The sequence below is a fragment of the candidate division KSB1 bacterium genome, from assembly GCA_034521575.1.
Classification (GTDB): Bacteria; Zhuqueibacterota; Zhuqueibacteria; order Residuimicrobiales; family Krinioviventaceae; genus JAXHMJ01.
Genome location: JAXHMJ010000001.1, coordinates 429,647 through 445,333, shown reverse-complemented (window position 1 = coordinate 445,333; position 15,687 = coordinate 429,647). Strand labels below are relative to the sequence as shown.

11 protein-coding genes are annotated in these 15,687 nt (G+C 46.7%); 5 read left to right on the top strand and 6 right to left on the bottom strand.

Annotated elements, in window-relative coordinates:
* Positions 1-596 precede the first annotated feature (596 nt).
* Positions 597-755, bottom strand: coding sequence for a hypothetical protein (locus tag U5R06_02045; protein ID MDZ7721622.1), 159 nt, complete (start codon positions 753-755; stop codon positions 597-599).
* Between the two features lie 718 nt (positions 756-1,473).
* Here U5R06_02045 and U5R06_02040 point away from each other — a divergent pair.
* From U5R06_02040 to U5R06_02030, 3 genes are read left to right on the top strand one after another with little or no spacing between them, the layout of a single operon-like run.
* Positions 1,474-1,629, top strand: a complete 156-nt coding sequence (locus U5R06_02040) for a hypothetical protein (protein ID MDZ7721621.1) — start codon at positions 1,474-1,476, stop codon at positions 1,627-1,629.
* The gene (locus tag U5R06_02035; GenBank protein ID MDZ7721620.1) at positions 1,611-1,943 is read left to right on the top strand and encodes a glycoside hydrolase family 88 protein; all 333 of its coding nucleotides are present in this window, start codon (positions 1,611-1,613) and stop codon (positions 1,941-1,943) included. The genes U5R06_02040 and U5R06_02035 overlap by 19 nt, the downstream gene beginning before the upstream one ends.
* Positions 1,877-2,095 (top strand): glycoside hydrolase family 88 protein, encoded by a 219-nt coding sequence (locus U5R06_02030; protein MDZ7721619.1) that lies wholly within the window; start codon positions 1,877-1,879, stop codon positions 2,093-2,095. Before U5R06_02035 ends, U5R06_02030 begins: the two co-directional genes overlap by 67 nt.
* A 218-nt stretch (positions 2,096-2,313) precedes the next feature.
* Here U5R06_02030 and U5R06_02025 read toward each other — a convergent pair whose 3' ends face one another.
* The 5 genes from U5R06_02025 to priA all read right to left on the bottom strand — a co-directional run bounded on the left by U5R06_02025 (position 2,314) and on the right by priA (position 13,072).
* A complete protein-coding gene (locus U5R06_02025; protein MDZ7721618.1) occupies positions 2,314-3,669 on the bottom strand; it encodes a pectate lyase in 1,356 nt (451 codons plus the stop codon).
* Positions 3,659-4,423, bottom strand: coding sequence for a glycosyl hydrolase family 28-related protein (locus U5R06_02020; GenBank protein MDZ7721617.1), 765 nt, complete (start codon positions 4,421-4,423; stop codon positions 3,659-3,661). The genes U5R06_02025 and U5R06_02020 overlap by 11 nt, the downstream gene beginning before the upstream one ends.
* A gap of 154 nt (positions 4,424-4,577) precedes the next feature.
* Entirely contained in the window at positions 4,578-6,257 is a 1,680-nt protein-coding gene (locus tag U5R06_02015; GenBank protein ID MDZ7721616.1) for a T9SS type A sorting domain-containing protein, read from the bottom strand.
* Positions 6,258-6,430: 173 nt separating this feature from the next.
* Positions 6,431-9,376: a TonB-dependent receptor gene (locus U5R06_02010; GenBank protein MDZ7721615.1), complete on the bottom strand. Its 2,946-nt coding sequence runs from the start codon at positions 9,374-9,376 to the stop codon at positions 6,431-6,433.
* 1,197 nt (positions 9,377-10,573) lie between these two features.
* A complete protein-coding gene (gene priA / locus U5R06_02005; GenBank protein MDZ7721614.1) occupies positions 10,574-13,072 on the bottom strand; it encodes a primosomal protein N' in 2,499 nt (832 codons plus the stop codon).
* Between the two features lie 191 nt (positions 13,073-13,263).
* Between priA and U5R06_02000 the strand changes: the two genes are divergently transcribed.
* Positions 13,264-13,995: a peptidylprolyl isomerase gene (locus tag U5R06_02000; protein MDZ7721613.1), complete on the top strand. Its 732-nt coding sequence runs from the start codon at positions 13,264-13,266 to the stop codon at positions 13,993-13,995.
* Between the two features lie 17 nt (positions 13,996-14,012).
* Complete coding sequence (locus U5R06_01995; GenBank protein ID MDZ7721612.1) at positions 14,013-15,674, top strand: S8 family peptidase; 1,662 nt, start codon at positions 14,013-14,015, stop codon at positions 15,672-15,674.
* Positions 15,675-15,687: the final 13 nt, after the last annotated feature.

Below are 15,687 nucleotides of genomic sequence, written 5' to 3'. Positions count from 1 at the left end.
ATTAAAATAACGCGGATGCTGCACTGCAAAAAAATCACTCCGAAACTCTGCGGGAATGGGACATTACTATGGATTCCGGCACTGCTGTATTTTGCATCTGCTGTGCGATGAAAACGGGCTGTAAAAAGACAAACGGGCCGAGCTGAATAAATTAGGCGGGAGGAAACCCTCGCAGCAGGAGCCCCCTTGTTTATCCATACATGATCATTTTCCCCGTGACATTACGTATAAACACTCTTGTTCATTACGTATTCTTTTGAATAATTTGATATGCGGGATGGAGTACAGAGTCGGGGCGTGGGGTATAGAGGCCGTGTAAAGGGAGACAAGAAACAAAGTTTCTTGTGCAATGGGTTCCCAAATGAAATTTGGGAACCAGTGAGACCAGTGAGAGTATCAGGGGGCTATAATTTGTGAAAATCAAAAAGGAGATCCATTCTGAATCTCCTTTTTACTCTAGTAGCGCGGGCAGGATTTGAACCTGCGTCCGCCGGTTGGAGGACTTGTCCGCCAACCGGCGGATATGAGCCCAACGAGCTATTTTGATCGCGCTAAAGGCCTGTGGCAGATTGGCCTGGCTGGCCTTTTTAACCGTTTTATGTTGTAAAGATACTGTTGAATAAGGTCACTGATTCAACAGTTTTTTGAATCGTCTTTAGAAATCTTGCCACATGATAGCTGTAGATGGTAATGGTACGTTCGCTGTAATTGAATAACGACAATTCAATCTTTAATTTTTCTACGAGCCTTGACATGATAATCCTCCTTTGATGTGTGATTGTTAAGAGTTAGGTAATTCAATCTAAATCAGAAAGAGGTTTATAGCAAAATGTATTCAGTTGTCAAAGAACGATTTTTTATCTTTTATGCTACCGCGAAGCGGAGATGCATAAAACCGCAGGGTCAGAGATAAAGATGAAACAAAAATTCTATCCGATAATTATACTGCTTTTTGTTTGTGTGGCTGCAGGCATTTATTGTGCACCCGAAAAGCCAATTGCCGTCCCAAGGACTGCAATGGGGGAATACGCATGGCGGAATCCGTAATTGTCAGGCATCCGGATAATGATTACAAATGAGATTATGTGACCGGCACGGTTTTGCGATGATTTGAGGAATTCTGGCTATTGACCGGAGAACGTAAATATTTCAAGTATATCAAATCCAGTGTTGATTTTTCGGTAAACCCGGACGGCTCGATCGATGATTATGATCTTGATGATTACAATATCGATGAAATCAATGAGGGCCGCATGCTTTTGTTTCTGTACAAGGAAAGCAATGATGAAAAATACAAAAAAGCCGCAGACCTGCTGTACACACAATTGAAAGAGCAGTCGCGTACCTCGGAGGGCGGATTCTGGCATAAAAAAAATATCCGTACCAGATGTGGCTGGACGGTCTGTATATGGGCGAGCCGTTTTACGCGGAATATGGGAAATTGTTCAAAAACCCGAAATATACGATGATGTCGTGCTGCAATTCAAATTATCGGAAACACATACCCGCGATCCCTGGACAGGCCTGTTATATCACGGCTGGGATGAAAAAAGACCCGGAAATGGGCAGATGCCAAAACCGGCCAATCCTCAGAGTTCTGGGCGCGCGCGATGGGATGGTATGCCATAGCGCTGGTGGATGTCATAGAAATCCTTCCCAGAGAGTACGAGCAGCGTGAAGAGCTGATTGATATTTTGGCCCGACTGGCCGAGGCCATTAAAAAAACTCAGGATAAAGAAAGCGGAGCCTGGTGGCAGATCATGGACAAACCAAAGGAACCGGGGAATTATCTCGAAACTTCCGCTTCCTGTATGTTCACCTATGCCCTGGCCAAAGGTGTGAGAAAAAAGGATATCTGGACGACTCTTTTCACCAGGTGGCAGACCAGGCTTATAAAGGAATTATCGAGCAGTTTGTCAGTGAAAATCCTGACGGAACACTAAATTTGAATCAAATCTGTCGATCAGCCGGACTGAGCTACGGCCTAGATGGATCTTTTAATTATTATGTCAATGAAGAGGTTGTTAGCAATGACGGCAAAGGTGTCGGGCCGTTCATTACAGCAAGTGTTGAAATTCACAAGCTTATGCCTTGATCGAAGCAAGGAGGTGTGCTTTTGATATTTCAGGATTAAATCTTTTATGGCAATTTTCTAAATACATTAAAGTTTGTAGAATGATAGTTTGAACCTTGGAAAAAACAAGCGACTGGACTTGGCAAATTTTTTAAAAAAGGAAAAATGTCGTCCCCGAATGTTTTTATCGGGGACCCACCCGTTTTCAATTGCTGAATGATACTCATCTTGTTCAAAGTTCACTTTAATTTTACCAGACTGTTTAAATACTTTTCCAAATTGGTGTACCCATCACCATTGAAATCACCGTTGCGGTCTTTGGGATTGTTAATATCCAATCCGTTCTCTTGCTCCCAAACATCTGGCATGCCGTCATGATCTGTGTCCGCAAGCGCATTTTTGGATCGAAGCACGGGCCAACCGCCGACTTGCGTTTGAGAATCGATAATTCCTGTGTGCTCTCCCCAGATGCCTCCGAATTGTGCCGTTCCGGACCTGACCTCTTCGACAATGCGGCGATCCACTGCATCGCGTTTTGGTAAAGTGGCTCCCGCTTGAGCCAACACCAATTGAAAGGCTTCTTCAGCGTTTTGTTGTATAATAGCAGGCGCAGGGAAGGAATGATCAACCCGAATCGAATTTAAATTTTTGCCTTGAACACCCCCGGACCAGTTGTTCATTGTGATTTCTGGAAATCCAAATATATAATTATCAGCAATATACCATTTGCCCAGGTTATCCCAGGGTTCAACAATGCGGAATTTCAATGAATCCTCTTTTGTGGCAGGACCTGCCTTGTAATAGTTGGCGACCAAATTCTGCTGTCCTTGTTCGCCACCATAGCCACTGTTAAATCCCCAATTATAAATCACATTGTTTCTAAAGTCAACCAATTCTCTTTCCGGTTTTCCATGATAGCGGCTTCCGTGAAAACGCGGATTTCGGCTGGTATGATGCGCCAGAAGATTGTGATGAAATGACGCGCCCATACCGCCCCAGATGCCGCCATAGCCATGATCGCCTTTGTGATGCGAGGAATGGTGGAGGCTTTCACTGATCATGCACCACTGCATTGTGGCGTTCACATTGTCACGCACGGTGGCCACTTCATCATTGCCCCAACTGAAAGAGCAGTGATCGATCATGATATCTTTTTGAAAAATCGCAGAGAGCGCGTCTCCTTCTTTCTGCTTTTCATCACCAGGTCTAAAACGTAAGTAACGCACAATTACATTGTCCGCATTTATGTTTACTTGATAATTCTTGATACAAATGCCGTCTCCAGGAGCTGTTTGCCCGGCAATGGTCAGGTCGCCGTTTTCAATAATGAGTTCGGATTCCAGGGGGATCGTTCCAGAGATACAGAAGACAATGATTCGCGGACCAACTTTTTGAGCGGCCGCCCGAAAACTTCCTGGACCCGAAGCGTTTAAATTCGTAACCTCGATCACTCGTCCACCACGGCCACCGGAAGTATACTGGCCAAATCCCTCAGCGCCCGGGAATGAGAGTTGTTGTCCATTGAGTATGATTGCTCCGATGAAAACGAGGGTAATTGCTATCAAAGGGGAATTTAATTTATTGTTAAATACCATTTATCGTTACATCCTCCAAATGTAAATCAGTCACATGATTCAGTAAATTGCCTTCAATAAGAATGTTCTTGCATTGATAAAACTGAATAAATTTGGGCCTCAGATAGTGATTATTTCCAAAAATCCTTTGTTCAACCGCAATACCCTTTTCAGCCATTTCAAACAAACTGTCACGATCCTGTCGTTGGCATGGCATTCCCTCTTTCCACCCGTATAATGTCTTACCAGCCCACGGCCACCATGCTGTGCTGTCTGAGTTTCCATCTAAAATGCCTTCTCCGCTGATTGCGATATTTTCCTGATTGTGGGCATATATAAAAGGAGAAAAGTTCATCAACTCAACACCTTCAAACCGTGTAAACACCACAGGCAGATATTTATTGATATCTTGGTGAAATAATACCGTCGCGCCTTTTTCAATATGTAAATTGACATTGCTTTTCAAATGAATGGCGCCTGTTAAAAAGACATCAGCAGGAATACGTACTCGGCCCCCACCCGCAACATGACAAGCATTTATAGCTTTACGGAATGCTTCCGTACAATCAGTAACGCCATCTCCTTGAGCGCCAAAATCAAAGATTACGAATTCCTGATTGGGAAATTCAGGGGCAACGATTTGATTCAAGATGGCGGGAAGTTGATGCCAACCTGCCCTGGAATCAGGCGGCGCCTGACAGGAAATAATAATGACACCGAATAATACAAAAAGCAAAAGCAGGCGAAAATTAAAGAGACCGGATTCCTTTTTCATAGAATTTATCCTTGATTGTACTGGCAAATACAGGTTCAAAATTTTCTTTGCGACTCATAGAGTTCAACAACCTGGCGTATATAAAAAACCTGAGAGTGTCCAATAAACGGCACTCCCAGGCTTGGTCATTTTGGACAAAGAAAGAACATGCAACTTATTTGATTAGCATCATCTTTTTAACACTTGTAAAATCACCACATACCAATTTGTAAAAATAAACGCCATTGGAAAGTGATGATGCGTCAAAATTGAATTCATGATATCCGGCATCCAATCTTTCATTGATCAGAGTGGCAACATGTTGTCCCAGCATATTGTATACGCTTAAAGTTGCCATATCTGATTTAGGCAGATTAAAGCTGATTTTCGTTGATGGATTGAATGGATTTGGATAATTATTTTTCAGTATGAATTGTTCCGGCATGGATCTTGAGTCTTTTACGGAAACGGTAATATCGCTTTCCCATTCAGCTTTTTTATCCGGGAACCAGTTCAGATCACCTGCCGGATAATCGTTTTCTGCGCCTGTATAGGCAGCCGATCCTGTGGCATAGGAACAGTCGAATGTGTCGCGATAATAAACCAGTGTTTGACGGTCCATATCATCCGTGGTCTTGTCAAAATTATCCGTGACTTTGGACTTGTTGCCGCCATTTGGATCTTCATACCAGCGCATTAAATTGGTCATCATATCGGGTATATCGGAAAGTTGAATGTCGATTTGTGTAAAAGCATCCGCGGCAGCAGCGCCTAATTTGCCTTTAATGTGATCCGACAGCCGAGGCGCCGGACCAAAATCAAAGTCATCCAGGAAAGCCTGACCCGAATCACTGATAGCAAAGTAGTTATTGCTGATATCCCACTGGGTGACATCATTGGGAGCACTGAAAATCCAGGTAATCTTGTTGTTGCCGTTTGCATAAACTTCACCGGTGTTGGCCCATTCAGCCGCACGGGAAGCATCTGTGGAATCTTCACCCAGGCCAAAGGCATCGATAAACAAATTGTTGGTGATTTGCATGGAAGCGCCTACATTACCGAGAGAAAGCAGGCCATGATAGCCCATGCCATTCACGATGGTATTGTGATTAATACGCCCTTTATGAATCAGGCCGGTACCTTCGAGAGGATCTCCCCAATTGTAATGACGAACCACTCGGTCCTGATAATTGACAAACGTATTGTTTTCCATGATAAATTCAACGATTTCGCTTTCGCGCAAATCAATCCCTTTGCCGGCGCCCAAATTAGAGGTGAGCAAATATCCAAGATCCGCGAAGATACAATTGGTCACACTGACAGTCACCGCGTTCTTGTTGACTCGCATGACCTGACCTCTGACACTTTTGAAAATACAACCGTCCAAGAAGAAAGAGGCACCTTCAACATCATTTCTAAGCAGACCGCCCTGAATGTTGTCCAATTTTTCCGGTTCATACTCATAATAACCAGAGATAGCGATATTTGTTAGTTCAAGATCGCCACCTTGTGTACGAATGAAATATCCGGGAGGACGTTCAGGATTATCACCTGTGCCTGTTTCCCACATATAAACTTCCGGCAATGGGCCGTCGCCATCCTGAGCGCGCAAACGAAGGGTTTCGCCGGGTTGTGCCATCCTCAGAGTAGCATTGACAAGATAAACCTCACCTCTTTGCAGTTCGTAGACACGATTTGGCAGTAAACCACCGGTGGCCGTTGTGTCGGCAACAATCTGCTCGTTGAGAAAGGTGCCTGCGCTGCCGTCGGATGGTTCAAGCACAACCACATCCTGTGCGAACAAAGATGCGGATACCATGAGCATAAAAATGATAATCATTTTGCCGTTTTGCATTTCAATTTCCTCCAGTTAATGAATAAAACCTTTTCAGTGTTTTGTAATGAACTCTCAGATCTCCTTTTTTTTAATGAATAAAATAATTTATGTGTTTTTTAATTTTATTCCTCCTTTCCCTTTATTGATTAGTGCCTGGTTTATTTTCTTTTGGATTAAAAATCAATCACTGTTTATAATTCCGCAATGACCCCCAAATCGATGGTCCTTCCGTATCTCTCACTGTTGCTGAACTTTCGAAGATCATATTCGCCATATTTACGATCAATGGCATCTTCAAAATTCGTGAGATTGTTCACATTGAAAAATACTGAAAAACTGTCATTAATACGCTGTCTTAATGCGATATCCACACGTGTGAACGCCAGGTTGATCCTGTAATCTTTGGACACGATGGAATTGTTGTATTCCGCCTGATGGAAAACAGACACCCGGCCTGAAAAACCGCCGATATCATACCCCAAAGCAATATTGTAAAAGAATTCAGGCTGACCTTCCAGCTTGGTCATCGTTTCTTTTAAAGAATTAGAATATTTCCATACGCCGCCAATGGGCCCTGGAGGATCGACAAAAACTGAATCCAATTGCGGCACATAAAGCTGGGTTTCCGAACGGACTGCAGATGCATTATAAGACAGTACGATGCCGCTGAGATAGCTCGGCAAAAAATGGAAATTAATCTGATGTTCAAACTCAACGCCCCACACTTTGGTGGGTTTATTGGAATTGTAAGGAATCGACAAATCATAAGATACATTGCCCATATTGCTCTTCCAGTTGCTGCCAAAGAATTGCAGCGCATCTTCACCCGATGTGCCGAATTGACTTAGCATATGGTACATGTTTTCAATTTCCTTGTAATAGGCTGACAGGGAGACCAGACCCAGATTATTTTGATAGACAGAAGTATTAATTTCATAATTCCAGGCTTTGGCTGTTTTTAAATTGATATTCCCGACCTGCACATTAAAGGGAGATCCCATCACGGCGCCTCTTCCACCCACATATCGGTCGATACGCATGTTAAAATCCGGCCTGGCCAATGCTTTATAAGAAGCCAGCCGAATTTTTAAATAATCCGTGGGTTCATAGGCCAAATGAAAATTGGGCAGGAGAACCAATTGGTCAGCTGTGGATGTGGTGTCAAACAACACGTTTTCAGCCAGTGGAAATCCGCCGACTCTGGATTTCATATAGTACCCCAGATAGTCGTTATTCTCATACTCGGACCGCAATCCACTGGTAAACGTAACTTGCGGCCCCAGTTTCAGGGTGTTCATGATATAAAAAGCATTCACTTTTTCTTCAATATCATAATCATTCACGCGAGTAAGCGGATTGCCCCATACTTCTTTCCGGTTGCCTGTGGGATCGACACCGTTTTTATTGAGTTCATGCCACTGTTTCAAGCGTTTTTTATCCACGATTGGTGATAATTTATAATCATCGTAAACATCCCTTGTTTCGACATCCGAGAAAAAATGTTCCAGCGGCATGGCTCCGCCATTCGCTCCGGCATTGAACCAGTCTTCAAAGTAAGTTCCGGTAAAATCCTTTGGCCTGACACTTCCATCCGGCGCTAACTCGTCAAACTTCCATTGTCCATCCAGATAATAGGGCGAGAAATCTTCCGATGTTTTATTGGTGCGCTTTCTGTTTTTGAATTTTGCGCCGACTTTTAGCTCACCGGTGATATTGTTTGAGAACCTGTACGATTTGGCAATATTAATGAAAGAGGTGAGTTCCTTTTCAACGTTATCCTGATTCCGGTAATATCCCCAGGCTTGCCAGGCTTCAGTAAAATTATTTCTTGCGAGAGGAATCACTTTATTCGGAACATCATCATAGTCATAAACGAGAGGATACGGGGCCTGCATGCCGTTAATCTCATAAAATATCAATTGATAATCAAACGGATAATCGGATTTTGACTCTGCGTAGGAGACACCCCAATTGATGTCCAGTCCCAAAAGATGATTGTCCCCGTGAATCGAACTGTTAAAGGTATTGATATTCTGCTCACGCTGGCGGTAATCATACGTGGTTTGATCTCCGTTCAACGGATAATCTTTGCGATGCGTCAAATAATCTCTTTGGGTGCCGCCATACACATTATTAAATCTTATCGAACCGCCATCCGGTGTATTGACATCCAATAACAGACTCAGGCCATTTCGCGAACGGATTTCATCGACATATTGGACATCAAAATTTTCCATCACGATTTCCTGAAGCGGTTCTTCCCATCGGGAACCGCTGACACGAATGCTCTCATTGCTTCTGATTTTTTTATCGAGATTGCCTGACAACTGAACACCGAGTATGTCATTAAAAAAACGTTCCCCGTAACGAAATGAAAGATCATATTGATTTGCGGAATTCGTTAATTCATTATAATTTCCTTTAATAGTGGTTCTTAAAAGCCGTTCTTCCGGCGCCTTTTTTGTCACCAGGTTAATGGTTCCGGATAAAGCGTCGCCATCCATATCCGGCGTAACGGCTTTGTAGAGTTCGATACCGGCCAGAGAGCTCTGGGAAAGGGTGCTTAAATCCACGCCCCGGCTGTTCTCTTCTGTCGAGGGGATACGTACACCATCGACCGTGACCGGGGAAAATTTTGCCTGCATCCCTCGAATCAGGACCATGTTCGCTTCCCCGCCGCTTCTCTGCAATGATATCCCCGGCAACCGGCCAATCGCTTCAGCGGCATTGGCATCCGGGAGCTCCTGAATTTTTTCTTCGGAAATAACATTGATAATAGTATTCGAAGTGATCTGCTGGTTGATGGCCGCCACCTGACCTTCAGCCTGTGCCGTCACGGTCACCATTTGTCCCTGAATTGTTTCATACGTCAGTTCAGCATTGAGCACAGCGGTCTGATTCTGCTGAATCTGAACGGTGTAAGACTTGGTTAAATAGCCAATATAAGACACCTTTACCTGATAGGTTCCGGGAGGAATGTTGGTGACGCGATACTCCCCGTCTATATCCGCAGCGGCGCCAAAAGCCATACCCTCAAAATAGACATTGGCCCCGGGCAACACGCTTTCCGATGACGAATCAATCACAACGCCCTTTAAAGTGCCCTGTCCAAATATTAATCCAGTACAAAAAAACATAACTGCGACCATAATGGAACAAGAAAGAAATCGGTTCATAGGATCACCTCAAAATAAATTGAAATAGTTTGAGACTATTAAATTCGAGTTCAATATAAATGCCATTTATTCACAATTAAAGTTAAAAACGGTGAAAAACTGTTTTCGACATTAATCAACATTACTCAACATTGGTGTCACGCAATTTCCAGGTATTTGAACCGCTGGAGTTTCTGCCGGAGGTGACGCAGCACATACCGAATAAGGGGCAGCATTTGATCCGCAATTATAGCTGGTATTCGAATATGAAAGGGGGATAACTTTTTGATTTGGCCGGCAATTTTGATGATTTTGAGACGAATCGTATTGAAATCAGCTGTGGCAAAACTGGTATTTTTCAGATGTCATTTTCTGAAATAATGCAGAAGCATATATGCCAAATTGAAAAAAATCAATCTGAATTGATTAACCATAATAAAATGACTTGATGTACGATCACTGCGAAGCTGTCTTTTGTGTTCTTTGATTGGATGTTCGGGAACGAATCTGCCACCCATTCTGATGAAACCTGCCGGTCATTACTGTCAAAATCGGTGATCAATGGTGGATGGCGCGAAAATTAATATCCGCGCCCACTTTTGGACAAGTGGATATTCGGGATTGGGGACAGAGTCGGGGCGTCAGGGCGCGTGCGAAAGGAGACAATAAACAAAGTTTTTTGTGCAATGGGGAAAATACGATTTGCGAACCAATAGACCGGGCAGCTAGACGGTCTGCTATTGCTATTTCAAAAAGGTAAAAAAAGATCGCCCCGGATATCGATCCGGGGTGCACAAGGAACCGGGACATCTGTCCGCTCGCAACACATATTGCTCATACCCCTCTCGTGTGATTCGCGGCTGAATCCCGGAATTCAAAACAGGATTTCGTAGTACAACTGCTTTTTGTTGTGCTGCGAATGTTCGGGGCAGGTGCTGGACGGGCAACCGGGCTCTCCGGGCAGGCCCTGCACGGCAGCATCACGGATGATGCTCTCCAAACCAGACCTCGTCGTACAATTCCCCGATTGTGCGACGAGTGGTCGCGGCAAATTCCTGAAAAAGGCTGCATCCTGCCCCTCCCATTTGTCGCACAGCAGGCGAGCTGTACGACAAAGATCCGGAAAAGTCGTAGCTTGATATATACACAGAATATAACACAGCAATTGGCGGGGCCGGCTTATAAAATAGAACTCGGGTCCACGTCCACAGCAATGCTGACGTTGGACCGGCGCTGATTTTTATGAAACGTCTCCAGTCCGGTTTTCAGGGACTGTTTCATGATGCGTCCGGACGCGTCTTTTTCCTTTTCTCCCATAAGCAGGATCTGCCAGCGATAGTTGTTCTGAATCCTGGACAGCGGCGCCGGCGCCGGACCCAGCATACGGAAAGACTCGTGCGCTGGTATATATTCTGCAACTCGAACAGCGGTTTGCTCGACTTTGGCCTCGTCTTCACCGCGGAACAGGACGTTGATCACGCGGCTATAGGGCGGGTAATTGAGTTTACGACGGTCAAATAATTCGGATTTGAAAAAATTGTCGTAATCGTGTTTTTTGGCATATTGCAGACTGTAATGATCCGGGGAAAATGTCTGGATGATCACTTGACCCAGTTTGTCCTTGCGTCCGGCCCGTCCCGCCACCTGGGTTAAAAGCTGAAACGTGCGTTCAGCCGAGCGGAAATCGGGGAACAGCAGCTCGGTGTCTGCTGAAATCACTCCGACCAGCGTGACATTGGGAAAATCCAGTCCTTTGGCTACCATCTGGGTGCCGAGCAGGATGGGATATTGTCCGGACGCGAATCGCGCCAGCACCTTGTCATGCGCCCGGCGGCCGCGTGTGGTGTCCACGTCCATACGCAGACAGTCGACGCCCGGAAACAGGGTGTGCAGCTCCTCTTCCACGCGCTGCGTGCCGATGCCGCGCAGAAACACGTCGGTGCCGTTGCATTCGGGACAGGTGTCCGGCGACTTGCGAGTATAGCCGCAGTAATGGCATTTCAGCAGCTGGCCGCGAAGATGGTACGTCAGAGTAATGTCGCAGTGTTCGCATTTGGCCAGGTAGCCGCAGTCTTTGCATTTGAACAAAGTGGCGAATCCGCGCCGGTTCAGGAAGAGAATAATCTGTTCGCCCTTGTTCAGTTTTTCTTCAATTTTTTCACGCAGCATACGGGAAAAAATAATCGGATCGGTGCGGCCGATGATGCGCGGTTCGCGTTTCATATCCACAATGCGCACCTCGGGCATGGGCACATTGTCGATGCGCTGCGGCAGTTGCAGCAGATTATATTTTCCGGAATGCACATTATAATACGATTCCACGGACGGTGTGGCGGAGCCGAGCAAGCACACCGCGTTTTCAAGCACCGCCCGCATCACCGCCACATCGCGGGCATGATAGCGCGGCGACTGATCGGTCTGTTTGTACGACGGTTCATGCTCTTCATCGATCACAATGAGTCCCACGTTGCGCAGCGGCGCAAAAATTGCCGAACGCGGTCCGATCACCACAGTATGTTCGCCTTCCCAGGTTTTGCGCCAGGAATCGTAGCGTTCGCCGGCGGACATTCGGCTGTGAAACACGGCCACCTTGTCGCCGAAATGGGCGCGAAAACGCCGAACCGTCTGGGGTGTCAGGGCGATCTCGGGCACCATCACGATGGCGGTCTTGCCCTTCTTTAGCGCGTGATGCAGGGCTTCAATGTAAACCTGGGTCTTGCCGCTTCCGGTGACGCCGTAAAGCAGTAGAGTCTGAAACGATCCGGTGTCCAGGGCTGATTTCAGAGTGCTTAGACTCTGCTGTTGGTCTGAATTCAGAGTCAGGTCGACCGGCTTTTCTACCTGCATTTGGTCGTAATAATCGCGCAGTACTTCGCGTTTTTCTTCGCTGATATATCCTTTTTCAAGCAAAGATTTGAGGCTGGACCGGTTGACACCTGTCGCCTGATACAGATCGCTGCGCGCCAGTTCATGTACCTCCATGGCCATCAGGCATTCCAGCACCTGCGCCTGTTTTGGCGCCTGGCTATGAAGATCATGTATGATCCCGCCCATATCATCGTAGGAAATATCGGATGAAAGTTTAACAATGACTTCATATTTGATGCGCGCTTTGGGTCCGGGCAGAGACAGTTCCATGCGCACCAGCCCCTTCTGGCGCAGGGTTTTCAGCGGTGAATAAATACTGATTCCCATGGCTTTTTCCAGACGGCGGACTGACATGGAATTTTGTGCAGCGAGACGCAGGATGATTTCCGCCTGCCGGGGCGCGCGCGGCTGCAGGAATTCAGCCAGCTCATCCGGTTTGGGATGCGTCAAACGGATCAGACGTTCCGAGTCGATATTGATTCCCGGCGGCAGCGCCGCTTTCAACGCTTCGCCCCAGCCGCAAAGATAATAATCCGCGATCCATTTGGCAGTCTGCAGCACCGCCGGAGTGAACAGCGGCACAGGGTCCAGCACTTCCTCGATTTCTTTGAGTTTTGTTTTCGGAACATCAGTTGTATCCACACGGTCAATGACAAAGCCGGTGGTCTTGCGGGGTCCAAACGGGCACAGCACACGCACGCCCGGCAATGCATCCTCGTAAAAACGTTCCGGAACGATATAGGTAAAAGCGCGCTGAACCGCGACAGGAAACACAACCTGAGCGAAGGGTTTTGGGGTGTTGTTCGGCATGACTTAACTTAGCGGTTTGCAGGGGAAATAACAATAAAAAGTTCAGGCGATTTTAATCCGAATACTGCGCATGTCTGTACACTCAAACTTTCAATTTGAAATCGTGCGGATTTTTTATACATTTAAGAGATGAATTGAGGTGAATAACGATTCGCTTGATTTGAAAACATGTAAGAGGAGAAAACCTGATTATGAAAAAGCTTTTGCTAACCGGATTAATGGTAGCGCTGTTTGCAGCTGCCTGTACGGAAGAAAAGAAAACAACACCCGCCACAGAGTCAGATGAAGCGGTACAGGCGGACAGCGTTCAGACGGCATCGGACTCTCCCTGTGAGCCGGTATCTCAGGCCGTAATTGACAGTATCCAACAAGAGGCCCAGGAAACCAAGGTGGAACAGGTCGCACAAGATGAATATGCGATTCTGGAAACCAGTATGGGAGATATTGTTGTAGAGTTTTTCCCGGATGTGGCCCCGCAGCACAGCCGGTCGTTCAAGCGCCTGGCAACAATCGGCTTTTTCGACTGTACTTATTTTCACCGGGTCATTGAGGATTTTGTTATACAGGGCGGTGATATTATGACCCGTGATGACTCGCCTCTTAATGACGGCACCGGTGGTCCGGGATACAATATTCCTGCTGAATTCAATGACATTCCGCATGACCTTGGCGTGCTCTCCATGGCGCGCAGCCGTGATCCCAACAGCGCCGGCAGCCAGTTTTTCATCTGTCTGTCCCGGGAACGCACCAAACCGCTGGACGGCAAATACACGGTGTTCGGTAAAGTGGTCAAGGGACTGGATGTGGTGCAGGAGATCGGCAGCGTGGAAGTGAAAGAAAATCCCGCAACCGGCGAGCCGTCTTTTCCTGTGGAACCCGTCTATCTTTATAGAGTTTACATGATAAACAAAACTGATCTGTAAAAAAAACAGGGTTTCGCATGAAGAACTATCTTGTATCTTTCTGTCTGCTGTTGATCGCAGGTGCTACCGCTGTTTCCGCTTCTGAAAAAGTCTGGATTTTTTTCGAGGACAAAGGGCCGGCTTTGAAAAAGAGCGGGTGGACGCGGGTGGCAGCTGAATTGTCAGAGCGGGCCAAATCCCGCCGGGCCAAGGTCACTCCGACCGGCAGACGGCTGGTGGATCAAACCGATCGTCCGGTGTATCAGCCGTATTTGAACAAACTGACCGAGTTTGATATCCAGCCCGTAGTGGTTTCCCGCTGGCTGAACGCGGCCAGCGTCCGGGTTTCACCGGAACAGAAACAAAAACTGCTTTCTGAAACATTTATTTCTCATATTCAGCCGGTTCTGCGCGGCCGCCGCAAACCGGTCGCCGCAAAACCGTTGTCCAAATCTCTGAAATCGATGCGTACATTGTACGAATACGGTCCCTCGTTGACCCAGAATGAACTCATCAACGTGCCGGAAACTCATACACTCGGATTGACAGGCAAAGATGTGCTGATCGGGGTGTTTGATTCAGGATTTAAAACCGATTTGCCGGTGTTTGAACATCTGAATATTGTAGACACCCGTGATTTTATTTACGGGGATAATATTGTAGAAAATGAATCTGTGGATGTATCCAGTCAGCACAATCACGGCACGTCGGTGCTGTCGCTGATCGGCGGGTTTCACGAAAACTGGCTGATCGCCCCTGCGTTTGAAGCTTCATTCCTGCTGGCCAAGACGGAAGATATAAAAAGCGAAACCGAGGTTGAAGAAGATTTTTGGATTGCAGCGGCTGAATGGGCCGAGCAGCAGGGCGCAGATATTATTACCACCAGTCTCGGCTATATTGACTGGTACGAACCCTCTGATGCGGACGGGGATACGGCGCCCATTACCCGGGCTGCAGATCTGGCCGTGAAAAAAGGAATTGTTGTGATTGCCTCGGCGGGCAATGAAGGTAACGATCCCTGGACGATCGTTACCCCGCCTGCGGACGGCGACAGCGTGATTGCCGTCGGTGCTGTTGACCTGAACGGAATGATTGCCGGATTCAGCTCAAGAGGTCCGACCGCGGACGGGCGTATCAAACCGGATGTGGTGGCCATGGGATCGAACTGCACTCTGGTGAGAGCGAGCGGCGCCTATTCGAACAACGGCTCCGGAACCAGTTACGCCGCGCCTCAGGTCGCTGCAGCCGTTGCGTTAATTTTGCAGGCGCATCCGGAACTGACGCCCATGCAGGTTCGTCAGGCCCTGGTGACCACAGCCGACCGGTTTACCCGGCCGGATAATATTTACGGATTTGGATTGATTGATGTGCTCAAAGCTGTCAAAGCCTTTGGGCCTGTTGCGGGATTGCCGGATACCACGTCATTTGTCAGTCAATACCCGAATCCTTTTTATCCCTTTCAGCACGGAAGCGCAAAATTTATGATTGACGCCAAATCACAAATACCGGTTACGATTGATATACACAATATTCTGGGTCAAAAAATTGCATCCTTACATGAACCCGGTGTGCTCGGAGCAGGCCAGGTTTTGATGTGGACACCTGAGCGTACGCCTGCCAATGGTATTTATATTTACCGGGTCAAACTGGGCGATCAGACATCCACTGGAAAATTTACAGTATTAAGAAAGCAAAGGTGAGTATTCTGCTAAA

Coding starts and splice junctions, on each gene's coding strand:
- U5R06_02045 (MDZ7721622.1), bottom strand. CDS start 755: ATGTCAAGGCTCGTAGAAAAATTAAAGATTGAATTGTCGTTATTCAAT.
- U5R06_02035 (MDZ7721620.1), top strand. CDS start 1,611: ATGGGATGGTATGCCATAGCGCTGGTGGATGTCATAGAAATCCTTCCC.
- U5R06_02025 (MDZ7721618.1), bottom strand. CDS start 3,669: ATGGTATTTAACAATAAATTAAATTCCCCTTTGATAGCAATTACCCTC.
- U5R06_02020 (MDZ7721617.1), bottom strand. CDS start 4,423: ATGAAAAAGGAATCCGGTCTCTTTAATTTTCGCCTGCTTTTGCTTTTT.
- U5R06_02015 (MDZ7721616.1), bottom strand. CDS start 6,257: ATGCAAAACGGCAAAATGATTATCATTTTTATGCTCATGGTATCCGCA.
- U5R06_02010 (MDZ7721615.1), bottom strand. CDS start 9,376: ATGTTTTTTTGTACTGGATTAATATTTGGACAGGGCACTTTAAAGGGC.
- priA (MDZ7721614.1), bottom strand. CDS start 13,072: ATGCCGAACAACACCCCAAAACCCTTCGCTCAGGTTGTGTTTCCTGTC.
- U5R06_02000 (MDZ7721613.1), top strand. CDS start 13,264: ATGAAAAAGCTTTTGCTAACCGGATTAATGGTAGCGCTGTTTGCAGCT.
- U5R06_01995 (MDZ7721612.1), top strand. CDS start 14,013: ATGAAGAACTATCTTGTATCTTTCTGTCTGCTGTTGATCGCAGGTGCT.